We start from the raw sequence: 23,490 nt of genomic DNA, 5'->3' as shown, positions 1-23,490 counted from the left end.
CGTAACCACTCCATATGAAAACGATTAGTCTCTTCCTATCTGTTACCCTATTTTCGGCATTAACCCTACAGGCTCAGATTCGGGTCAACGACCCTGCCCGTACGGTGGAACGTAGTGTCGAGTCGCGCACCAACAGTAAAATTGACCAGGGTATCAACAGAGGTATCGATAAAGTTGAGGAAGGCGTAATGAGTATTTTCAAGAAAAAGGAAAAGCCCAAACCCACGAATCAGCAAAATGATAGTGCAGACAGCAACGGAAATACCAATAACAGCAACACGTCAGAAAATTCGCGCAACAGTCGCTCATCCAGCAACCCAAGTAACGCACCCAGTGCCAACAATGCCCCACCCGCTACGTTAAGATCATACAGCAAATTCGACTTTGTACCGGGCGAGAAAATTGTGGTGGCGGAAGACTTCATGCAGGATGCCATCGGTGATTTTCCGGCCAAATGGAATTCCAGCGGTACGGGCGAGGTCGTTACGTTGGAAGGCAAGACCGGTCACTGGCTTATGTTTCCTAAAAAAGGAGAATTTCTGCCCGAATACATTACGAGCCTGCCCGACAATGCTACGTTACAATTTGAATTAGCCTGCAATCCAGATTTTAGCTTCTATTCCACACCTTTCTATGTCAATCTGGTGGCGTTAGGCAAGCCTGAAAAAGAGTTTACGGAATGGGGACGTAACAACTACGGACAAGAGGGAGTACGGGTGGCGTTACATCCCATGAATGCCGCAGGTATGTCGGGACGTAGTACGTTTGAAAATTACTCGAACAGAACGCAGATTATTCAGAGTGACATTGATGTACGACAGTTATTCTCGAAAGGCCGAAACTTTGTTAATGTGTCGATATGGCGTCAACGACAACGGTTGCGGGTATACATAAACGAAGAAAAAATCTGGGATCTTCCCCGCGCTTTCCAGCCGGGAATTGCCTATAACTCAGTGGTCTTTTCAACCGGCGACATGGAAACCGAAAATGACCGGTACTACGTGAGTAACATTCGGCTGGCCGTTGGTGCACCTGATACGCGCAATAAACTGATTACTGAAGGAAAATTTGTTACCCGAGGTATTCTGTTCGATACCAATTCCGAAAAGATCAAACCCGAATCCTACGGCGCTCTGAAAGACATCGCCAACGTACTGTTCGAGAATGCTGACGTGAAGGTACGTATCATCGGCCATACTGATTCTGATGGCGATGATTCATCGAACATGACCTTGTCGAAGAAACGGGCAGCTGCGGTAAAGAATGAACTGGCCAATGTGTTCGGTATCGATGCCAGTCGCATGGAAACCGACGGCAAAGGCGAATCGCAACCGGCTGGCCCTAATACTACTGCCGACGGAAAAGCCAATAATCGACGGGTTGAATTCGTAAAACTGTAGGCTAGCGCAAAAACATCTTTCCAACGAAGATGGTATTGAAGAAAACGCTAATTTTGGCTTTTCTCAAAATAGACCATGAAAATCAAATCGCTGTTACTGGCTTTGCCTGCACTTTGTTTCGCCTGCAGTAGCTCCAGCACCGACGTATCTGACCCGGCTCTCCAGATGGAAGCCAGCCCCATTCTGGCCAGAAGAGTGGCCGGTGTAAACTCATTTGCAAATGACTTCTCTTACGAAGCGCCCTGCCACATTCTTGAGGAAGATTTGATCCGTCAAACCCTCAATCTGACCAAGGAAACTGAACTTGCAGAAGGCCACGAGCATGATGGTTGTGCTTTCGAATGGGCTGGAAACAAAGTTATCTTGTCATTTGGTGGAGTAAAACCGTTTTCATCGGTACAGGTAGCAGAGTATAACTTCGACCGCATGTATCAGGGGAAACCCGAGGCTGTTGTTGAAGAGCCTGTTGAGGAAGCCAAGGAAGCGGCAACCAGCGGTCCGGAACCCGAAGGTACCAACTCCGAAACGCCCGCCACTGATTCAACGGAGCAAAAGCCAACCGATAGCCATCCTACGCATTCAGGCGTAACATCGGCGATGCCTTCACCAGCACACCACGCCGTAAAAAGCGGCAATTACGAACCCGTTTCGGGTGTGGGCGACAAAGCCGTTTGGGATGCCAGCACCGGACAGTTACACGTTTTGTATAATAATCACATTATCAACGTAACAGTTGAATCTAAAGGCAAGGCTGAGGAAAAGAAACATCAGGCAGAAACGCTTTCGGAAGTACTGATCGAAAAAATCGCTGAGAACGAATACGCTAAACGGCTCTAATCTAGTACGTTACGTAATGAAAAAGGAAGCTAGTCGAACTAGCTTCCTTTTTTTGTGCCTATCGACGTAGCAGAAAATTTTACATCGGAATCTGCTCGAAGACAACAGCAGGTTGGTCGCCGTTTTTGAAGGCTTTCCGGGGACGAATGTTCAGGGTCTGGAAAAGTTGCTGGTCAGCGTCTTCGTCTGGGTTGGGCGTCGTGAGGAGTTTATCACCCGCGAAAATGGAATTGGCCCCAGCCAGAAAACACAACGCCTGCTCTTCAGTATTCATCCGCACGCGCCCCGCCGACAGACGTACCATTGCTTTCGGCATAATGATACGTGCCGTTGCGATCATACGTAGCATTTCCCAAATCGACACACGGGGCTGATCTTCAAGAGGTGTTCCTTCCACCGGCACCAACGCATTAACAGGCACTGATTCCGGGTGTTCGGGCAACGTAGCGAGCGTGTGCAACATACCAATGCGATCCTGCTCCGATTCGCCCATGCCGATAATACCACCCGAGCAAACCGAAATACCAGCTTTCCGGGCGTGGCCGAGCGTATCAAGACGGTCATCGTAGGTACGTGTCGTAATGATGTCTCCGTAGTATTCTTCGCTGGTATCGAGGTTGTGGTTGTAGGCATACAAACCAGCATCTTTCAATTTCTGCGCCTGAGTTTCACTGAGCATTCCAAGTGTACAGCACACTTCCAGGCCCATTTCGTTAACGCCCTGAACCATTTCCAGCACTTTGTCAAAATCCCGATTGTCACGCACTTCGCGCCAGGCGGCTCCCATGCAGAAGCGCGTACTCCCGGTATCTTTTGCCCGTTGCGCGGCTGTCAGAACCTCGTCCACTTCCATCAGTTTGTGCACCTTTACGTTGGTGTGGTAACGAGCCGCCTGCGGGCAGTACGCACAATCTTCAGGACAGCCGCCCGTCTTTACCGAAAGCAGCGTACAGACCTGTACTTCCTGCGGGTCGTGGTGTTGACGATGAACGGTGGCCGCCCGATAGATCAAATCCAGCACAGGCGAATTATATATTTCAGTGATTTCGGCACGAGTCCAGTCGGTACGCATAGACTAATTTGCGATGGGTGAATGACAACTTACAATTTCCTATCGCTCAAAAATCGTAACTCCACTATCGTAAATCAAACATCGGAGCATTTATTTCAGCCCGAATAGAAACCTTGTCAGCTTAAAGGGGCGAATTAAAAGCAGGTAAATAGCAATACAGGCAGCTAACGTAGAAAAGCTAACGACCAGAAAACCGTCGTAAACACCTAAGCCTGTTCGGGTTAGGACATAGTAGCCAATTAGTACAATGACGGTCTGATGGAGGATGTAAAACGGATAAACAGCCTCGTTTAATTTTGGCAAAATTGGATGGCTCTTATTAAGATATCGATAACCATACGCGACCGTGGCGATAACCGACGACCACATTAGTCCAATTCTGTTAAAACTATTGATCGTTCTCAGCCATGTAGTAGCCAGTATGTTCTCCCAGCCGAAAACCATAGGCATAACGTAGAGAATAACGGTAAAAATGGCTGTAGCAACCAAAAAATAACGGCGCTGATCGGTAAGTATTTGCCAGAATTCACGTCGGCTGATCAGGATATAACCTAGCCAGAATAAGATTAGATTCTTCATAAAATACGCCCAGTCGTTAATTAACGCGTGCGTCTCTTCGGGGAAAAAGCCGCCTAAGACAACGTCGTTCAACAACAGGAAACCGACTAGCCACAAAGCTCCACCCGGTTGGGCCATGAGTCGGCCGATTCGATCAACAAACCGTTGACCACCCTCGCCTTTTAACCAGCGAAATACGGGGATACTGAGCAGCGAATAGAAAAAAAGGTAGCAAATGAACCACAGGTGATGCCAACTAAATGCTCCTCCTTTTCCCCCTTCCTGATAGGGCTGAAACTTGAATACTTCGGGATAAAAATCCGCGTAAGTGCCCGAAAATCGTTCTTGGGACAACCATTCGATGTAAATCTGGGGTGGTACAATAACGAACATACCAAACACTAACGGTACAAAAAGTCGACGAACGCGCTCACCGGCATACAATCCATACGACCGTTTTTTCAGCGCGAAAAAGGTACCGGCTCCAGATATAAAAAAGAGCAACGGCATGCGCCACAGGTGAAGCCAGCGCATCACCACTTCCATTGGGTAACTATGTTCCGCGCTTTTGATATGCCAACCCCATGATACGTAAATCATGCCGGTATGGTAAAAAAACAACGTCAGAATGGCGATAATACGTAGCCAGTCGAGGTCGTACCGCCGGGAAGAAGGCAGAGAGGTTGGGGCAAAGGGCAAAGGGTGTTGGGCAAGAGGTTGCATAACTAGCGTTTCGTTTGTGAAGAAGTAGAGTTAGGGCAGTTTGTAGGCCACTACGTAGTCGCCGAGTTTTGTACCGAGTTTGCCGTGGCCTCCGGCAGCAATCACTACGTATTGTTTTCCACCGACCTGATACGTCATCGGGGTAGCCTGAGCGCTCACCGGGAGTGGCACTTCCCACTGCAAACTGCCATCCTGCGTTTTGAACGCCCGCAGGTGTCCATCCAGACTGGCAGCCACAAACACTAGCCCACCCGACGTAGCAATGGCCCCACCAAAATTCAAGGAACCCCATTTTTTTGCATCGGGATGCTTAGCAGGGTCCATCATGAACCCCAGTGGTACTTCCCAGGCTAGTGCACCTTTCTGTAAGTTCAGCGCTACCAACGTCCCCCAGGGTGGCGGTGTCTGCATCAGAATACCGCGTTCGTCTTTGGTAAACATGTAGCTACGTTTCAGTACGTAGGGTGTGCCAGACTGCATACCTGTTTCGGCACGTAACAGCTCCTGATCGTTTTTAACGGATGCCGCCAGTTTCTCACGCTCCAGAAGCCGAATTACAGCTGCCAGCCGGTTCACGTTCGTAATAAGCAGTCCCGAGTCGGGATCGTAACACATACCACCCCAGTGAACACCACCTACGTTGCCAGGGGTGATAATACTGCCTTGCAGCGATGGTGGTGTAAATGCTCCATCGTAACGTAACGCCGAAATTCGTTTTTGAGCAGTCGCTTTATCGTCGGGCGTCAATCCCCAGGCTTCCACTTTTTGCAGACCAAGAGCGGGCAACGTAGTAGGGAAAGGCTGCGTGGGATGAGCTTCCTCACCCGGTACGTCGGATTTTGGGACGGGACGTTCTTCGACGGGCAATAGTGGTTTACCCGTTTCTCGATTCAGGATAAAAACGTGTCCCATTTTTGTACCCACGGCCACAGCCGGTATCTGTTTCCCGTTCTGCGGAAACATAAAAAGCAGGGGCTGAGCTGCGTTGTCGTAATCCCACAAGTCATGATGAACCGTCTGAAAATGCCACACCATTTTGCCAGTCGAAGCTCGTAGTGCGACGATAGAACTGGCGCACAAATTCTGGCCTAGACGTTCTCCTCCATAATAATCAGGGCTAGGGCTGGTGGTCGGGATAAAAACCAGATCGCGTTCGGGATCGGCGGAGATAATGGACCAGGCGTTGGCGGCTCCGGTCTGCGTTGCTACGTCCCCTTTCCACGTATCGAAACCTACGTCGCCTTTTTTCCGGGGAATCGGGTCCCAGCTCCAACGTAGCACACCGGTCAGTACGTCATAAGCCCGCACAACGCCACGCTCATAGTTGAACCGATAATTGTCGCCCATCGACGAACCAACAACGATAGTATTTCCAATAACAGCCGGTGGCGACGTAACGCTGATATTTCCGACACCCTGCCGTAGATCCACGCTACCTTCTTTGCCAAACGACGAAATTGGTTTACCTGTATTGGCATCCAACGCAATCAGTCGCCCATCGAGTGTGGCTATAAAAATGCGTTTCCCAGTGCCGCCCGATGCCGACTTATCATTGGCCGCCGGCCAGACAGATACTCCGCGCGAGGTAATTTCCGACAATTCCTGGTGTAGATACACGTCGGGATCGTAGTCCCATTTTTTTTGACCGGTAGCGGCATCAATCGCAAAAACGCGGGAGGTGGGCGTACTGAAAAACAACGTACCATCGACCATCACCGGCGTGGCTTCGAAAGCGGCTTTTTCGGCGGCACCAGTACCTTTATAGGTATCCAGTTCGCCCGTGCGAAACGTCCAGGCGACGGTTAGCTGCTTCACGTTACTGGCATTGATTTGCTTCAGGGGCGAAAAACGCATTCCACCCGCGTCGTTGCCATACGCAGGCCATTCGACGGAATTGGGAGCTTGCGCATTTGCCGGTAAGAATCCGGGAAAGATTCCTATTGATAAAAAAGCCAGCCGTAAAACCGTGTTAGAAAATCGGCGTTTCGCAACAGCGAAACAAGTGATGACCGTAAGTGGCATTGGTGAGGTCCTTTTGGTTTGATACCCCAAAAATGCCGGTTTTTGCAGACGAAAGGCCTATCTGCCGATAAAAACGAAGTTCTTCCCGGTAGGCGCGAAGTCGTTTTATTACCGGTAGGCTTTTCTGACGATTCGCCCTGCCCGAAATTGCGCGGGCGTCAGGTCGGTGATTCGCTTAAAAGCGGTATGAAAAGCTGACGGCGAATTATAGCCGACCCGCTCGGCGATTTCATCAATTTTCAGATGATTGATAGCTGGATTATTCAGCAAAATCTGCGCTTCGGCAATGCGATGTGTAGCCAGCCAATCGAAAAAATTCTGTCCTAACCGGTCGTTCAGAATTTGCGAAAGATGGTGGGGCGACGTATTGATCCGCTGGGCCAGCTTTGGTAGCGAAAGGTCGCTTTCGAGATACGGCTTTTCGGTATCCATTATCTGATTCAGTCTGAGCAGCAGGGCTTCTTCCTGCTCATCCGACAGCGACGATTTCTCGTATTTTTTGCGTGGTTCCGTGGCGATTGGCTCTTCCGTTTCAACTTCCTCCGCCCGATCTTCTTGTACTACGCTGGAGCCACGCATAACCAACAACGTAGTAGCATAAATAGTCACTGTGAGGTAAGCGGCCAAAAAATGATCGCCCATGTCTTCCTGATACGTTGCTTTGATGATGCCAATTAAAAGTGGAAACACCATGGTAAACGCTGCTACGTTACGTGCCATAGCCAGTGCAGCCGGAGCTTTGCCCAAAAGCGGCAACTTAGCTTTCCGAAAGGCTTTCCATACTTCTAAAACGCTCAATACAGTGTATATCAGGCAACTAACCAACGTCATTTCGTTGATATAGTCACGCAGTCCCGTAAAATCATCAGGCATGTAGGGCTGTACGGAAACAAAGGTCAATTCGGGATGAAAGGCGTGAAGGTAACTGTTGTATTTAAACTCAATCGGTTGAATAATCCACGTAATCGCATTAATAGCCCAAATGGCCCCCGGAATCAGATGCCAGCGCCAACGATAAGGCAAGCGCCGGTGCAGTTTTGCAAAAACGAAAAAATAGAAAAGTGGGCCTAGTACAAAATTGAACAACTCCCCATAATCGACCAGGGCCAGCGTCTGAAACATATAGTTGGAATATTCCAAACCAATTTCCAGCATAATGGCCGATACACTGAGCAAATAGCATCCCAGGCAGCGATTGGCCAGACTTTCCCGGCGTTGACCCGTCAGAAAAAAGACGCCCAGAAATAGTCCCTGTGCTACGCCTAGAAAAATCAGGAGTGAAAATAAATCAAGCCGAAGTGGTAGCGTTTGCATTACGTTTCGATTGCCAACTGCAAGATAAAAAAAAGACCTAAAAGGTTTACATCCCTTTTAGGTCTGATAATAACTCGGCCAAGCGGTTGTGCTACGTTTATCGAATATCTACTTCGAATGGCAGGCGCATCTGAATACCTTCAAACTTCTTAATTTTCTTCAGGTACTTTACATACGGTGCCAATTCGCCCAGATGCTCCTGGATTTTGCTTTCTTCTTTGTCGTTGAACGAATTCATTAGTTGCTCAAAGAACTCTTTTTTACGCGGCTGGTATTTCAATTTGTAATCGCCTTCTTTCAGTTTTGCCGATTGAGCTGCCAGTTTGATAGCATCGTCGAGGCCACCGAGTTGGTCAACCAATCCAATGGCTTTCCCCTGTACACCCGTCCAGACGCGACCGCCCGCAATGGCCCGGATACTGTCGACTGGCAATTTACGGCCGGCAGCCGCCTTGCTTGTAAACTGGCTATAGATACGTTCGGTTGAGCGTTGCAGCACTTGTTTCTGGAATGGTGTCATTTCGTGCGTAACAGACGGGTAATCAGCATTTTCGTTCGTCTTTACACGATCGTGCGTGATACCGAGTTTGTCTTTCAGGAAAGTTTCAGCATTAAACATGATTCCGAAAACGCCAATCGAACCGGTAATTGTGTTTGGCTGAGCCACAATCTTATTGCAACCCATAAGCATGTAATACCCCCCCGACGCGGCATAATCGGACATCGAACCAATGACGGGTTTTGCTTTTTTCGCCAGCTCCACCTCGCGGTACATAATGTCCGATGCCAGCGCACTGCCGCCACCGGAATTAACACGTAGCACGATGGCTTTCACTTTATCATCCAGACGGGCTTTGCGTAGTTCTTCAACAACGGTCTCAGAACCAATGCTTTCATCGCCACTTTTCCCCGACTGAATATCCCCAGAAGCTACGATAACCGCAATTCGATTTGACCCGCTGCCGCTTTCATCGTCAGTAGTTTTTTCAGAATCCTCGTATTTGCACAACGTAACGTAATTGATTTTTTTCTTCTCATCGAGGTCTAACTGCTTCCGAATCAGTGCTTCTACCTCATCCTGGTAACCAACGTTCGTAATCAGTTTGGCACGTAGTGCGTCTTCGGGCGTTTGAATGCTAAGTTTGTCGGCCAGTTCTTTCAGTGTGTTTACCTGAAGGTTACGGCTCTGCGCCACCCGAACCAGCATGTGGTTGTTCACTGAATTCAGAAATGACGTTACCTGAAGTCGGTTCGGTTCACTCATATTGTCGCGAATAAACGGTTCGATCGCGCTTTTATATTCGCCTACCCGGAAAATTTCGGGTTTTACGCCCAGTTTATCGAGTGTGCCTTTGAAAAAGGTCAATTCAGCATTGAGACCGTTCCATTCGAGGTCACCGGCCGGATTGAGGTAAATCTTATCGGCAACCGACGCGAGGTAGTATCCTTTTTCGTTCATACCTTCAGCGTAGGCATACACAAATTTTTTCGACTGTTTGAAGTCAATTAAGGCGTTACGTACCTCTTCGAGCGACGCCCAACCCGCCATCGGGTTTTCGGTCTGGAGATAAATACCTTCGATATTATCGTCTTCTTTGGCGTCTTTCAGGGCCTGTTTAAGCTCAATTATTCCGGTAGCGTCGCCGGCCGAGCCAGTTGGGTCAAACCCTCCGAAAGGATTATTTCGATTTCGTTCTTCAAGCGGTTCGTTTAAATCAATCTTCAACACTGATTTTGAGTTAACAACCGCTTTGCTGTCACTTGACGACAAAGCCGCACCAACACCGATGAGGAGCAGGAAGCCAATGAACGAGAACACCAGGAGCCCTACGATAGTGGCCAATACGTATTTCAGAAATTGTGGCATAATAGTAAACTAAGTGTGTGCTACGAACACATTACGTAAAAATACAACCTACTTGAGGCATATTCGTGAAAAAATGTCGAATGTACTACCCGACGGATGAGTGGTGGAAAAGCAGGGAGCAAGGGGCAATGGGTAGAGCGTTAACCCAACCCATCACTTCATCTATAACACCTTGGTTTACGAAGCTGTTCAGTTGGCAAGTTGAATTTTGTCAGGCTGAGAAACGTAGCATCTTGTAGTTTCCTTGTTCGCAAGTTGAGAAGCCTCAAGATGCTACGTTTCTCAGCATGACAAATTAATTGTAGATTATAGGTATTTCTTCAGATACGTAATGATTTGTGGCCAATCGGTCGGAAGAACACCGTGGCCACCTTCGTGCATAAAATAACCGAGGTGATTCAGTAATTGCGACGTATCGCCGGGAGCTGGCAAAGTTGTCGTTTGGGGGCCTTTTTCGCCAAAAAGTGCATAGACAGGCGCTGCGGCCACTGCCGACAGAAACTCCCCTTTCGGGTCCGACCAGTAATCGGTGCTGCCCGTTTGAAGCAGCAGTGGTCGAGGAGCCATCAGTGCTACCAGCGTATGTCCGTCAAAAGGCAGTCGGTCTAATTGTTTGGCGTATGAGTTATATTTTTGGGAAAACTGATACAGGTACCGCGTTGGGTCGGTAATATGCGCAACCGTCTCGCCGTAATTTCGGCGGCTCAGAGCAGCCCCTCCTTCGCCCGAAACGCTGGCCACCACAACTTTAAATCGAGGATCATGTATCCCTGCCCAAAGCACCGTTTTTCCCAGGCGTGATGCTCCCTGCAAGGCAATACGTTTCGCGTCAATCTGTTTATCGGTTTCTAGATAATCCATAACCCGGCTCAGCCCCCAGGCCCAGGCCGAGATAGCGCCCCATTCACCAGCCGCTACGTCGGATTGACCCGCTTTCAGATACGTCGACCGAATACCGTACTTGATTCCATCCTTAAAGTCGGGCTCAATATCACCGTAATACAACGTAGCATAGCCAATCCCTGCATCCATAAACTGTTCTACGTTCATTTTTCCAAATGGAGTCGGCTTGTCGGCACGTATCAGTTGCCCGTCCCGCGACCAGATCTTACCAACATACAATCCACTGTCGGCGATAGTCTGATTATAAGCCGCAAACGAAATCGACAGCAGGATAGGTGCAGGTTGCTTCACGGCACTCGGTCGGTATATCACTACGTTCACCTGATGGCTGGTTGTGTCATCCGTCAGGTAAATCCTCACCTGTTTCCGGATCGCTTTTCCGTTAAAGGCGGGCGTTCCTTTATCAAATACGTTATACCGCAATTTCTGTTTTTGTTGAGGCATTTTCCCGAACTGGATGTCTTCAACCAGCTTCAGTAACTCAGGGCGCCGTTTTTGCACCCACATTTTAGCATCCGTAACACGCTGCCCATCGGCACAGGTCAGCAAATCGGGAAGCGTATAATTACCAACAGAATCTTCTGAATAGTTGACCGGAATACCAGCAACCAGAGTTGGGCGATTGGCGGCCTGCTGTGCCCAGTTCGGCAAAGTTACGATTAATAAAAAACTGATTGTCAGTGCTATTTTCATTACTTCAGCAGCACAAATGGTACGTAGTATTAAAGGACATTCGGGCTACTAACTACCTGTATGTTTTCCGGTTGAAAAAATCCAATCGCCTGATTTTATATAAAAATTGGAGTGAGCCTAAAACCATACGGTAATAAGCTCACTCCAATTAATAAAGAATATTTATCCTCTTTTACATCAACTTATAATCGCTGATCGACGTTTGAATTACTTCCCATGCCTCAGCCTGTCCATATACGTTTGCCAATTCCATAGCAACAGGCTCATCAGGTAACGTCTTGTAAGTCAAGAAGTAGTGACGTAGACGTTTTACAACTGCTTCAGGCAACTGAGCTAGCTCGGTGTACTGACCGTACATGGCATCGCCTTTCAGAACGGCAATGATTTTATCGTCGGCTTCGCCTTTGTCGATCATTCGAAAGCCACCAATTGGGATAGCTTGTAGAATCAGGTCGCCGTGGGTGATTTCGCGCTCGGTCAGTACGCAGATGTCGAGTGGGTCACCATCGCCCATAGATACTACTTTACCCGATTTTTCGGTCGCCAGTTTGGCAATTTGATCGCCACAGTATGTCTGTGGGATAAATCCGTAGAGCGCTGGCAGTACGTTCGAATATTGCTGCGGACGGTCAATTTTTAGGTAGCCCGTCGTTTTGTCGATTTCATATTTAACCGTATCGGTTGGCACGATTTCGATAAAAACAGTAACCTGTTTAGGGGCTAAATCGCCGATAGGGATGCCATGCCAGGGATGCGCTTTAAAATTACTCTTCATTGATTTTGTATAAGAATTACAAATTGATTTTGGGCAAATGACTCATGAAAATGGAAAATTAAACTTCAAATTCTCCCTGAATCATTAACAAATTATTAATCAGATTATACGGACGCGTTCTGTTCGATAAAACCGACGCGTTCGGCCACCAACTGTTCACCCGACCGATTCAAACTTTGACGTACCAGCATTTCGCCCAGAAAACCCGCCAAAAATAGCTGTACGCCCAGAATGATGGCGACCAAGCCAAAGAAAAACATTGGATTATCCGTTACGTTCCGGAACCGCACTCCACGCGAAATATTGACCAGTTTTTCAATAATGAGCCAGATTGCCATCACCGAACCAACAAAGAACGACAACGTACCTAACGTACCAAAAAAGTGCATCGGCCGCTTGCTGAATCGATGTACGAATGCAATAACCAGTACGTCCAGAAAGCCGTTCACAAATCGTTCGAGCCCAAATTTAGTGGTTCCGTACTTACGGGCGCGGTGCTGCACTACTTTCTCGCCGATACGTTTAAATCCGTTCCAATTGGCTACGATGGGCAGATTCCGGTGCATATCGCCATAGAGTGAGGGAGCAATGGTTTTCACAACTTTCTGCCGATACGCTTTTAGACCACAGTTGAAATCATGCAGTTGTACGCCCGAAATCCAGCGCGAAACGGCATTGAACAGTTTGGTTGGCAGGGTTTTCGTGATCGGATCATACCGCTTTTGCTTCCAGCCCGAAACCAGGTCGAATTTCTCCTGCATTATCATATTGTACAGTTCCGGTATTTCGTCGGGACTATCCTGCAAATCGGCATCCATCGTGATAATAACCTGTCCACGAGCGGCTTGGAAACCGGTTTGCAGGGCAGCTGTCTTACCATAATTGCGATTGAAACGAATCCCGCGCACATGGCTATTCTGATTCGCTAACTGGTCGATGATCAGCCACGAGTCATCAGTGCTGCCGTCGTCGACAAAAAGAATTTCATAAGTATACTGACGTTCGGTTGCCACCCGCACAATCCAGTCGTGCAGTTCGGGCAACGATTCTTCTTCGTTGTAAAGCGGGATCAGAATAGTCAGTTGAAGCGATTCGGGCATATATTTTCTAAACGCAAAGCACGCAAAGATTCTCGCAAAGGTCGCAGAGTTTTCAGAAAATCAGGTAAAAATCACGTAGCAACGTATGAAATTCTGGTGTGTACACTTCTTTAGAACGATCTGGTTCCTGAAATGTGTAAATATCCAGCGTCGTTTCCTCTAACGTAACAGATTCGTGAAATGAAAATCCGGAAATTACCCGAAATACGGGCTTCTGCGCCCGATGACGTAGTGAAAGCTGATGAAACGGATGCAGGCCACTATCTTTCGCCATTTCAACCAATTTTCCAGCCTCGTATGGCGGCAAAAGCACCCACCACTGTCCATCGGATTTTAGTAAACGACGAACCGCGTCAATCAATTCCCCAAACGGCAAATCATCGGTGTGGAGTGCCCGATTCACAGCCGCATCCGGCGAACGTAGGTGATTGGTATAGAATGGCGGATTCGTTAGAATACGATCATATTGATACGTAGCTGAAAATTCCTGAATTCGCGTCTGTATCAGGATCACGCGTTCGGCAAACGGGCTGTTTGCTACGTTCTCGCGAGCCTGCTCAGTTGCCAAATCATCAATTTCGACGGCGTCGATAGCTGCATTTACGTTCCGTTGGGCAGCCATAAGCGCCAATAACCCCGTTCCTGTTCCAATGTCCAGTATCCGCCCACCCGTACCCACATCAGCATACGCGCCTAACACACAGGCGTCTGTGCAGACTTTCATCGCGGTACGTTCCTGATGAATGGTGAATTGCTTGAATCTGAACATTTCTGATCGGACCGCCGACGCGGCCGGGATTTTAACCGGATTGGAAGGATTAAACAAGATTTTTAAGATAAATAACGCCGTAAACAATTATGTCTAATCGTTACAATCCTATTAAAATACTGGTTCTCACTTCCTTCCAAAATCAGCGGGATTTTCGCCCCAGACAGTGGTTTCCCACTTGAGAACAGGGTTTGCAAATTTGTGTGTCTTGAGCCAGATTTCGGCGCGGTCGAGCAATTCGAAAAGCTGAGCGTTTCGAGGGGTTTCTTCAAGTTTGGTATTCGCTTTTTTCTTTTGCACCCAACCAATGGCCGTCCGCGAATCGGAATAAACCGGGATGTTGCTACCTTTCTGGTGAAGCAGGGCCAGTGCGTGGACAATTGCCAGAAATTCGCCGATGTTATTGGTTCCGTCGGCGTAAGGACCCATTAGAAATAAACGCTGCTTTGTGGCTAAATAAATACCCTGGTATTCCATATCGCCGGTTGCTGTGTTCCAGGCGGCATCTACGACCAGACTATCCTGCCGGGGTGGCCCAACGAGTCCGTCGAGTTTCCCTTGTTTAGCCGACGTTTTTGGGGCTTGCCCAACATGCAGATGCGGCTTTTCCTGAAACGCCTTCAAGGCCGCCGGTTTAGTATCGAACGATTTAAAAAGGGGTTTGGCAAAACCGTCGGTTTGGGCTTTGGCTTCGTCCCAACTGTCGTAAACGCCCGGCTTACGTCCCTGCCAGACAACGTAATATTTAGGCTTTTTCTGCGCCATATACTTAATAGTACCGGTATAAAACCAGCGCCCAAAAGTACACAATGACGTAGCAGTTCACAAAAGAAGATCGGCGAAGGGTCGTTTTCAGTTACCAATACTACGTTGTTTCCCAAGGCTTTTGCAACTTTACACAACACGTAACGAAGTCTTTAGTACTTATGCAATTACGCATTCGAATTGGTCTGTTTTTGATTGGAGTTGCTTCCTGTACGAATAGTTCTGAGCAGCTTACTAATCTGCAACAATCTCAAGCAGTCGACTTGGAACGTATTGCCAATCAGCTTATCAACGAAAAGAATTTCCGTGGGTTAACGCTCGGCAATCCCTGCGAAATGATAAATGGCTGGCGACGCTGCCAGCCATCGGCTCCCTGGGAAAACTGGGATATTCAGAAGAAGCATAAGATCTTCTTGCCTTCTCTAACGGCTGTATTGGCCCACGAAAAAATTAGTCTGGCTACGTATGCTGGCTACGTCAATTTCCTAAAAATGCATAGCCTGACCAGCATTGACCGCGCGGCCGAATGCGTTGACTGCGTTACGTTCGAGAAGGATTTGCACGGTTTATTTTACACACGTACCACTACGTTTCAGCTTCATCAGGATCACGATTACCTGTCCGTTAAAAAGTTGGATGCGCACTGGTACGTGTATACACGCGACTGGAATTAAATACTGATCTACTGAGATTTACGGTAAACAGACCAGCCTGCATACAACACCAGTCCGGCCAGTAAACCAAAGCCCAGCGTTCGTGCGACGTGGAAGGAAATAGCAGTTGGCATATCTACAATTCCGTTTTCATCGGTTTGGGCTGGTTGTTTTACGTAGCGTCCTTCTGAGGGTATCGACCGCTCTTCAAATTCGTGCGCTAATTTGTTTAGACCCAGCGCCAAATCAAGCCCCCGTACAGAAACACCGTGGCCTGTACCGGCAGCATGCGGATTCAGATTGTTCAATTTCAGGACAGACTGCTTAGCGGCCTCCCAATCGCAGGTAAAATAAGCGGGTGGTCCGTGAAACTCCTCACGCTGGGTAGCTACGGCCGAAATAGCGTTCTGATTGGTCGTCACAAAGGCATCACCGGCGAGCAGCGTACGGTCTTTATCCCTAAAAAGGGAAATGTGGCCGGGCGAGTGGCCGGGCGTATGAATAGCGCGCCAGTCGGGCAACTCCGGAATTTGGCCATTGTCGGGAATGGCTTGGATGCGGTCGCCAAAATCCATTGGCCCGATCGGAAATACCCATGACATATATGACATACCTCCTCCGCCAATTGCCGGATCGGGTGGTGGGTAGCTCGATTTTCCCTGTAGATAGGGCAACTCCAGGCGATGCGCGTAAACGGGTACGTCCCAATCTTTTAGAAGCGTTTTGAGCGTGCCCGTATGGTCGGCATGACCATGCGTAAGAATAATTGCTTTGGGTGCTGTGCCGGGACCGAACAGTTCTTCAGCCCGTTTTTTTATGGAATCGGCATAGCCCATGAAACCGGCATCGACTAAGACCCAATCATTGCCAGGGCCGGGCGTTCCGATAAAAAAAACGTTGACAAATAGCGTTTTTATACCTGCTACGTCGTCTGTTACGTCATAAGGTGCTTTTGTGGACGTATCAATAGGCACATCCAGTTCGAGTTCGTCTTCCATATCAGTTGAGTTTTGTAGCTGCTCAACCTCCTGAACCCTGACATTGTTTGGCAAAATAAGGCTATGGGTTTCACCTTCTAGCTACGCTCTTCCCAGACCTGCGCTACGTTCACAATGACCTCCACTGCTTTTTGCATATCCTGCACCGAAACCCATTCTAAGCGCGAATGAAAAGCGTGTTCACCCGCAAAAATATTCGGGCAGGGCAAACCCATAAATGACAACCGCGAGCCATCGGTGCCGCCCCGGATGCTACGTTGCTCGGCAGACAAACCAGCTCTGCGGATGGCTTCCAAGGCATTATCGACCACGGCCGGATACTGATTCAGAACCTCTTTCATATTGCGGTACTGCTCCCGGACAACAAACTGCGCTGATGATCCGGGATAATGCGCCAATACGTTGTTCAGTTGGTTTTGCAGATACGTTTCTTTTTCGTGCAAACCAGCTTCCGAAAAATCGCGGATGATAAAGTCAAGCACCGCTTCATCCTGGTTTCCTTCGAGATGGGTTGGATGAACAAATCCTTCTTTTTCGTCGGTGGTTTCGGGCGAAAGGGTGTCTTTGGGGAATGAAGCCAATAAATCAGCGGCAATTTTCAGCGCGTTTTCCAGCTTACCTTTGGCAAAACCCGGATGCGTACTCACACCCTGAATCGTAATGGTAACACCATCCGCCGAGAACGTTTCATCTTCGAGCGTACCCAACGCTTCTCCGTCAATAGTGTAACCGAAATCGGCTCCCAGCTTTTGCATATCCACTTTCTCGGTACCACGGCCAACTTCTTCATCAGGCGTGAACAGCAGTCGGAGACGACCGTGTTTTACATCCGGATGAGTCATCAGGTAGTGAGCCGCATCCATAATTTCGGCTACACCCGCCTTGTTATCGGCCCCCAGCAACGTAGTACCGCTAGCCGTAATGATGTCATTTCCAAGTTGATGGTTCAAATCCGGATGATCGGCCACACGTATCACTTGATTGACGTCATCAGGCAACAGGATATCTGAGCCGTTCCAATTCCGATGAATAATCGGTTTCACACCTGCTCCCGTTACGTCCGGCGACGTATCAACGTGTGAGCAGAAACAGATAACCGGTACGTTCGTTTTATCCGTATTGGCCGGGATTGTTGCGTAGACGTATCCCCACTCGTCCAGCTCGGCATCTGTAACACCCATATCGTGCAGTTCCTGTACCAAAATCCGGCTGAGGTCTTTCTGCTTTTCGGTGCTCGGATTGGTTGTCGATTGTGGGTCAGATTGGGTGTCTACCTGAACGTAGCGCAGAAAACGGTCAACGGCGGTGAATTGATAGTTTTGCATAGGAATTCATAACGACAGTTTCATCCCCTCATGTGAGGCTTTGAAACCAAGTTTTTCATAAAAGCGAAGGGCGTCGGGGCGTTGTTTGTCGGTAGTAAGTTGCAGCAAATGGGCGTTACGTTCGCGAGCACGATTGATCGCCCATTCCATCATTTGCTGACCAATCCCCTTCCCTCGCCCATCTTCGCGAATTCGAACGGCTTCGATTTGCGCCCGGATACCACCCTGATACGTTAGGTGCTGAATAAAACTTAGCTGCAACGTACCGATCAACTCACCTTTTTCATCCTCGACAACAATCAATTCCTGATTGCTGTCTGCATTTAGTTTGTCAAAGGCATCGTAATACGTTTCAGGCAACGGATCAGCGTAGCGTTCCCGGAGCTGGCCGAGCTGGTCATTCGCTAGTAATTGCACGATAGATGCTACGTCCTGCCGGGTCGCTTTTCTAAACAGCATAGCAGGCTAAGCACTTTTCGCTAAAATTCCCTCCAGATCGGCGGGCGAATAATTGACACTCTTGAGCGTTTTGCGGTCGGCATCACGGAAGACCAGATATTTACCCTCCGACTCAATAAAATGACAGGGTACGCCCTTGTTTTGATACGTCGCTACAGTCGCTTCGGCCTCCTCTATAGTTAGGCAAGCCTTACTCATATTAGACCGCTGCACTTCATCGAACAGAGCTTTGAACTGGTCACCAAGGCCAAACTCCAGCACCGCTCCCGACAATACGTACTGCAAATCACAGAGCGCATCTGCTACGGCAACAATGTCATTGTCTGCGATAGCGTCGCGCAGCTCATCAAGTTCTTCAGCTAGCAACGCTACCCGCAGCTGGCTACGCGCTTCAGATGGAATCTGGGGGGTTTCTAAAACAGGGGCGTGAAAGGTGCGGTGAAATTCCGCTACCTGGTTCAGGGAATCAGGTTGTTGCATAATCTGATGAGTGAAAGAGTGCAAGTGGGAAAGCGTGAAAAAAGCGGCCGAATAGCACTCGTCCTTTCACGCTTTCCCACTTGCACTCATTAATTTTCGTCCTCGCTGGTGAAGGAATACAGCGTATTATCGAGGGTTAACGTGTTGGCTTTAAAGTTTCGGATGAAGTTTTCAATCACTTCGTCGTTGATCTCATCTACGTTCAGGCAGACATCAAGCGCGATGCCATAATCAGACTGCAAATCGACCTCTACGTGCTCCTGCACTTTCACAGCTTCGGTTTCTTCGAGTTCGTCGATGAGCTCTGTGAGGGCTGTTTCAGCCTCTTCTTCCAGCTCGGGAGCAATTTTATAACTGAGTTGGCGATCTTCCGGCGGTACGTATTCCGGATACGTTTTGCGGACCTGCTCGACAGCCATTTCATAGACCAGGCTGCTATGATGAAGCCGAAGCGTATAAACTAACGTATCAAAAATCACTTCGGTCCCCTGGTACTTGCCCGGAAACTGAATATGCACACATTCGCCCTCTTCCAGTACGTCCAGATCGTCATCTTCTACGTATACGAACGATTTGCCTTCCTGTCGGCACTCCTCGGCGAGCGCGTTTATTTCTTCAGGGTCATACCCATCATTTTTGTAATTTGCCATACGACAAAGCTAACAGTCTGAACCGGGATTACACAGATTTAAGGATTTATAAGATTTTGTTTTCTGCGCTACTTCTCGAAACGAGGACAAATCCTGCAAATCTTTTGAATCCTGAAAATTCCGGTTCAGATTATCCTGAAAATCTTTTGAATCTTGTTAATATTCTGATTCATAATTACTTCACAAACAATAACTCCCGATATTTCACCAACGGCCAATCCTCGTCATCCACAACCTGTTCGAGTTTATCGACTTCGTAACGGATAATTTCGAAATGGTCTTTCACTTCGGTAGCGTAAAGTCGCGCCCGTTCGGTGGTGTCCATTACGTTGTTCGCCTTTTTACGCGATTCTGTCATGGCTTCTACGCCTTTCTTGATCACCATCACCCGCGTTGATATTTCCCGGAGAATGTCCTTGATCGGTTCAGCTTCGGCAGTCATACCCAACTCGACCAAGTTTCGGGCGGTCTCGGCGAGTTTATTCTGGTATTTGAGCGCTGTCGATACTACGTGGTTCATGGCTAAATCGCCCATTACCCGCGATTCGATCTGTACATTCTTAATGTATTTTTCGAGTTCAATTTCATAGCGCGACTCCACTTCGGCGTGGTTCATGATGCCTGTCCGTTCGAACAGAGCCAGCGATTCGGGTAGTACGTATACACCCAGCGCATCAGGCGAGGATTTGATGTTCGACAGACCTCGCGCAGCGGCTTCTTCGACCCACTCGTCCGAATAGCCGTTTCCTTCGAAGAGAATCCGTTTGGTATTCGCGTAGTATTCTTTCAGAATATCGACAATTGCCAGTTCTTTCTTCTCTCCCCTACTCAACCGAGCATCAAGATCCGTTTTGAACTTAGTCAACTGGTCGGCTACGATAGCGTTTAGCACGGTCATAGTCGAGGCCGAATTGGCCGAACTACCGACAGCTCTGAACTCAAACTTATTTCCTGTAAAGGCAAACGGCGACGTGCGATTGCGGTCGGTATTGTCGCGCATCAGGCTCGGAATGCGATTTAGACCGAGTTTGTAATACACATTATCGCCTTTGTTGATGGTCACTTCCGACTTGGTTTCCAGATCATTAAGCGCCTGCGTCAGCGTTTCGCCCAGAAATACTGACACGATGGCGGGCGGTGCTTCGTTGGCACCTAGCCGGTGTTCGTTCCCCGCCGAGGCAATGCTGGCACGTAGCAAATCGGCATTGTCGTGAACGGCTTTTATTACGTTGACCAGAAACGTCAGAAAACGGAGGCTTTCTTTTGGGCGAGTGCTGGGCGCCAATAGATTAACACCCGTATTGGTGCCCATCGACCAGTTATTGTGTTTGCCAGAGCCGTTAACACCTGCGAAAGGTTTTTCATGGAAAAGGACCTTCAAATTATGCTTCTCGGCGATTTTTTCCATCAAATCCATCAGCAACGCGTTGTGGTCGATGGCGAGATTGACTTCTTCGAATGTTGGAGCCACCTCAAACTGACCGGGTGCAACCTCGTTATGGCGGGTACGTACCGGCATACCCAGTTTCATCGACTCAAACTCAAAATCAACCATGAACGCATTGACACGGGGCGGAATTGAGCCAAAGTAGTGATCTTCCAACTGCTGCCCGCGGGCGGGTTGATGCCCAAAAACGGTACGTCCGGCAAGCACCAGATCAGGGCGGGCGTAGAACAGGGCGCGGTCTACTACGAAGTATTCCTGTTCAGGGCCGAGGGTTGGCGTCACTTTCGTGATATTCCGGTCGAAATACTGGCAAACGGCCGTTGCTGCCTTGTCTAGTGCATTCAGCGCTTTTAGCAGGGGCGTCTTGTAGTCCAGCGCTTCGCCGGTGTAGCTAATAAAAACGGATGGGATACACAACGTTTTCCCACCGGCTCCATTGTCCATCAGAAAAGCGGGCGAACTGGGATCCCAGCCTGTATACCCACGCGCTTCGAACGTATTACGTAGTCCGCCATTCGGGAACGACGATGCATCGGGTTCCTGCTGTACCAACGCGCTGCCTTTGAATTTCTCCATTGCCTTACCATCCGCTCCTACGTCGAAAAAGGCATCATGTTTTTCGGCCGTTTCACCCGTCAGCGGCTGAAACCAGTGCGTATAGTGAGTGGCTCCTTTCGAGGTAGCCCATGACTTCATTGCCCCGGCAACTTCATCGGCGATGGCGCGGTCGATTTGCCCGTTGGTGTTAATGGCTTCTGTTACTTTTAGATACGCTTCGGGCGACAGCAGCCCCCGCATGACTTCATTACTAAACGTATTACTTCCGAAAAAATCGCCAACTCGTTCTGAGGGAGCGGCTACGGCCATAGCCTGGCGGTTTTGCGCAATTTCAAGAGCTTTGAACCGAAAATTAGACATTGATGCGGTCGGGGTTTTAGAAGATAAAATTTAGTCAAACATACATCCCTTCTGTCAGTTCCGAAACACGCCAATCCGACTTTCTTCATTCATACGCAAATCAATGTATCAGAGCAGAAATAGAATGTAAAACGTACTAGTCGTATCCGAAGCCGATTTAGAACGACAACTGCATTTATTTGGCCAGATAAAAAGGCCTTAGTCAGTGTGTAAAGGTATTTTTCGTATATATGTAATGACCAAACTGTTTCTAAAACTCACCCAACTCCGATATGCTCCCTCAACAGGAAACTACCTCAAATAAATCTTCTGAAAAACAGCCACCGAAGCGTTCTGCTTTACTGGTTGGCAGTATGCCTTTCAGTGATGAAAAAACGTGCATGAGTCGAGCATTAGATACGCTTGGCCCTGCCTTATTCTGCTTACCTGATGGCGAAATTGGCGATAAAACACCTGCTTTTCCGAAAGGAAATCGCATTGCGTGGGTGGTCTACGCCATAGAAAAATTAACGAGTGATCCGGAAAGTTGGGAAGTCGTTAAGCAGCCCGTTCGGGGAGAAGACGGCATGGCGATTGACTATGAAAGGTTTCAAAAACTTAAACCCAGATACTCTCCGGCTGACATGCCACACCACGTTCAGCTCGGATACGATGATTTTGCCCGACGTAGTTTTCCCATCTTCCAGCAGCTACGTACTGAGCATAATTTGCCGAATCTAAAATTTCAGATGGGGGTACCAACGGGGTTTGCGATGGGCTTTGCCTTTGCCAGCCAGATTCAATGGTTACGGTATACGAAAGCATTTAATACTGTTATTGCTCGTGAAGTGAATGCCATTCTTGCCGAACTTGGTCCCGACGTACTGATTCAGCTTGAAGTGCCGCCCGAATTATATGCTGCGTACATGCTGCCGACTCCCTTCATCGGTTTGTCGTTGATTCCGATCAAAGATTTACTGGCAAAAATCAATCCTGGGGCTCAGATTGGTATGCATTTGTGCTTAGGTGATTTCCACAATGAAGCGCTGGTGCATCCCAAAACACTGAACAAAATGGTGCAGTTTTCAAACCGGCTGGTTGAAGAATGGCCATCGCAGCATACGTTGGCTTACATCCATTATCCATTCGCGGAGGCAGGGACACCACCTTCGACAAATGCCGCTTACTACGCTCCGTTAAAGGATATTCAGCTACCAACAGCAACTCGGTTTGTTGCCGGTTTTGTGCACGAGAAACGTAGCGTAGCTGAGAACGTAGCGATTCTAACCAGTATCGAATCAGCCCGTGGACAGGCTGTCGATGTGGCAAGTTCTTGTGGATTAGGACGTCGTCCGCCTGAAACCGCGAAGTATTTACTCGATTTAACAGCCCAGCTCACAAACATTTAGGTTGCTACTCATCACTGGAAAGTAAACCCGTTACCCCAAAAACGATCGTTCCTAAAACTTTGGGACCAAATTTTTTTCCTGTAAATCGACCAAATTCACTCATCCATTTAGTCTTTGCCAATACTTTATCCCCGACTTCTTTCAAGGCGTCGGGGGTTTCTTTTCCAGCCGCTTTTCGGGAAAGATACATTACCGGAGCACTGAGACCCAATACAGTAATTCCAACGAGTGCACCTGCTACTGCGCCGACTGTCCCGGATATCTCCTTGCTCGATGCTTCAATCTGCTTCCACTTCTCTTCGAAATCGTATTCTTTTGCGTCCATAGTATTGCTGTTATATGATTCAGGAAAACTAATAGTTAAAGGTAAATAA

General features: G+C 48.4%; 21 protein-coding genes. 4 read left to right on the top strand and 17 right to left on the bottom strand.

The features are described 5' to 3' along the window. Positions 1 to 14: 14 nt before the first annotated feature. The gene (locus ACYVF1_RS28420; RefSeq protein ID WP_461085383.1) at positions 15 to 1,400 is read left to right on the top strand and encodes an OmpA family protein; all 1,386 of its coding nucleotides are present in this window, start codon (positions 15 to 17) and stop codon (positions 1,398 to 1,400) included. A 75-nt stretch (positions 1,401 to 1,475) separates the two neighbouring features. Next, positions 1,476 to 2,237 (top strand): hypothetical protein, encoded by a 762-nt coding sequence (locus ACYVF1_RS28415; RefSeq protein ID WP_461085381.1) that lies wholly within the window; start codon positions 1,476 to 1,478, stop codon positions 2,235 to 2,237. A gap of 79 nt (positions 2,238 to 2,316) precedes the next feature. On the opposite strand, the gene bioB is transcribed toward ACYVF1_RS28415, so the two are convergent. The 10 genes from bioB to ACYVF1_RS28365 all read right to left on the bottom strand — a co-directional run bounded on the left by bioB (position 2,317) and on the right by ACYVF1_RS28365 (position 14,798). Further along, positions 2,317 to 3,309 carry a biotin synthase BioB gene (bioB, locus tag ACYVF1_RS28410; protein WP_461085379.1) on the bottom strand — a complete coding sequence of 331 codons (993 nt, stop codon included), beginning with the start codon at positions 3,307 to 3,309 and terminating at the stop codon, positions 2,317 to 2,319. Positions 3,310 to 3,399: 90 nt separating this feature from the next. After that, positions 3,400 to 4,590 (bottom strand): acyltransferase family protein, encoded by a 1,191-nt coding sequence (locus tag ACYVF1_RS28405; protein WP_461085377.1) that lies wholly within the window; start codon positions 4,588 to 4,590, stop codon positions 3,400 to 3,402. 30 nt (positions 4,591 to 4,620) lie between these two features. After that, the gene (locus ACYVF1_RS28400; protein ID WP_461085375.1) at positions 4,621 to 6,612 is read right to left on the bottom strand and encodes a pyrroloquinoline quinone-dependent dehydrogenase; all 1,992 of its coding nucleotides are present in this window, start codon (positions 6,610 to 6,612) and stop codon (positions 4,621 to 4,623) included. Positions 6,613 to 6,720: 108 nt separating this feature from the next. Then, positions 6,721 to 7,926, bottom strand: coding sequence for a helix-turn-helix domain-containing protein (locus ACYVF1_RS28395; protein WP_461085373.1), 1,206 nt, complete (start codon positions 7,924 to 7,926; stop codon positions 6,721 to 6,723). Between the two features lie 97 nt (positions 7,927 to 8,023). Beyond that, positions 8,024 to 9,793: a signal peptide peptidase SppA gene (gene sppA / locus ACYVF1_RS28390; protein WP_461085371.1), complete on the bottom strand. Its 1,770-nt coding sequence runs from the start codon at positions 9,791 to 9,793 to the stop codon at positions 8,024 to 8,026. Between the two features lie 306 nt (positions 9,794 to 10,099). Then, the gene (locus ACYVF1_RS28385; RefSeq protein WP_461085369.1) at positions 10,100 to 11,389 is read right to left on the bottom strand and encodes an alpha/beta hydrolase family protein; all 1,290 of its coding nucleotides are present in this window, start codon (positions 11,387 to 11,389) and stop codon (positions 10,100 to 10,102) included. A gap of 172 nt (positions 11,390 to 11,561) precedes the next feature. After that, the gene (locus ACYVF1_RS28380) at positions 11,562 to 12,164 is read right to left on the bottom strand and encodes an inorganic pyrophosphatase (RefSeq protein WP_461085367.1); all 603 of its coding nucleotides are present in this window, start codon (positions 12,162 to 12,164) and stop codon (positions 11,562 to 11,564) included. 104 nt (positions 12,165 to 12,268) lie between these two features. Continuing rightward, positions 12,269 to 13,264, bottom strand: coding sequence for a glycosyltransferase family 2 protein (locus tag ACYVF1_RS28375; protein WP_461085365.1), 996 nt, complete (start codon positions 13,262 to 13,264; stop codon positions 12,269 to 12,271). A 52-nt stretch (positions 13,265 to 13,316) separates the two neighbouring features. After that, the gene (locus ACYVF1_RS28370) at positions 13,317 to 14,033 is read right to left on the bottom strand and encodes a tRNA1(Val) (adenine(37)-N6)-methyltransferase (protein ID WP_461085437.1); all 717 of its coding nucleotides are present in this window, start codon (positions 14,031 to 14,033) and stop codon (positions 13,317 to 13,319) included. A gap of 126 nt (positions 14,034 to 14,159) precedes the next feature. Continuing rightward, positions 14,160 to 14,798, bottom strand: a complete 639-nt coding sequence (locus ACYVF1_RS28365) for a ribonuclease H1 domain-containing protein (RefSeq protein WP_461085363.1) — start codon at positions 14,796 to 14,798, stop codon at positions 14,160 to 14,162. A gap of 161 nt (positions 14,799 to 14,959) precedes the next feature. Between ACYVF1_RS28365 and ACYVF1_RS28360 the strand changes: the two genes are divergently transcribed. Further along, positions 14,960 to 15,472, top strand: a complete 513-nt coding sequence (locus ACYVF1_RS28360) for a hypothetical protein (RefSeq protein ID WP_461085361.1) — start codon at positions 14,960 to 14,962, stop codon at positions 15,470 to 15,472. A gap of 8 nt (positions 15,473 to 15,480) precedes the next feature. Here ACYVF1_RS28360 and ACYVF1_RS28355 read toward each other — a convergent pair whose 3' ends face one another. The 6 genes from ACYVF1_RS28355 to ACYVF1_RS28330 form a co-directional block, all read right to left on the bottom strand. Next, positions 15,481 to 16,449, bottom strand: a complete 969-nt coding sequence (locus ACYVF1_RS28355; RefSeq protein ID WP_461085359.1) for an MBL fold metallo-hydrolase — start codon at positions 16,447 to 16,449, stop codon at positions 15,481 to 15,483. 77 nt (positions 16,450 to 16,526) lie between these two features. Next, a complete protein-coding gene (gene pepT / locus ACYVF1_RS28350; protein ID WP_461085357.1) occupies positions 16,527 to 17,774 on the bottom strand; it encodes a peptidase T in 1,248 nt (415 codons plus the stop codon). A 6-nt stretch (positions 17,775 to 17,780) separates the two neighbouring features. After that, on the bottom strand, positions 17,781 to 18,233 hold the full coding sequence (locus ACYVF1_RS28345) for a GNAT family N-acetyltransferase (protein WP_461085355.1): 453 nt from the start codon (positions 18,231 to 18,233) through the stop codon (positions 17,781 to 17,783). 6 nt (positions 18,234 to 18,239) lie between these two features. Continuing rightward, positions 18,240 to 18,713: a pyrophosphohydrolase domain-containing protein gene (locus ACYVF1_RS28340; RefSeq protein WP_461085353.1), complete on the bottom strand. Its 474-nt coding sequence runs from the start codon at positions 18,711 to 18,713 to the stop codon at positions 18,240 to 18,242. Between the two features lie 89 nt (positions 18,714 to 18,802). After that, on the bottom strand, positions 18,803 to 19,363 hold the full coding sequence (locus tag ACYVF1_RS28335) for a hypothetical protein (protein ID WP_461085351.1): 561 nt from the start codon (positions 19,361 to 19,363) through the stop codon (positions 18,803 to 18,805). A gap of 175 nt (positions 19,364 to 19,538) precedes the next feature. Further along, entirely contained in the window at positions 19,539 to 21,728 is a 2,190-nt protein-coding gene (locus tag ACYVF1_RS28330; RefSeq protein ID WP_461085349.1) for a glutamine synthetase III family protein, read from the bottom strand. A 380-nt stretch (positions 21,729 to 22,108) separates the two neighbouring features. Here ACYVF1_RS28330 and ACYVF1_RS28325 point away from each other — a divergent pair, with 380 nt between their 5' ends. Beyond that, entirely contained in the window at positions 22,109 to 23,116 is a 1,008-nt protein-coding gene (locus tag ACYVF1_RS28325) for a hypothetical protein (RefSeq protein ID WP_461085346.1), read from the top strand. A 4-nt stretch (positions 23,117 to 23,120) separates the two neighbouring features. Here ACYVF1_RS28325 and ACYVF1_RS28320 read toward each other — a convergent pair whose 3' ends face one another. Then, on the bottom strand, positions 23,121 to 23,441 hold the full coding sequence (locus tag ACYVF1_RS28320) for a hypothetical protein (protein WP_461085344.1): 321 nt from the start codon (positions 23,439 to 23,441) through the stop codon (positions 23,121 to 23,123). Positions 23,442 to 23,490: the final 49 nt, after the last annotated feature.

It is taken from the genome of Spirosoma flavus, from assembly GCF_054778555.1.
This window is presented reverse-complemented; position numbering and strand designations above follow the sequence as displayed.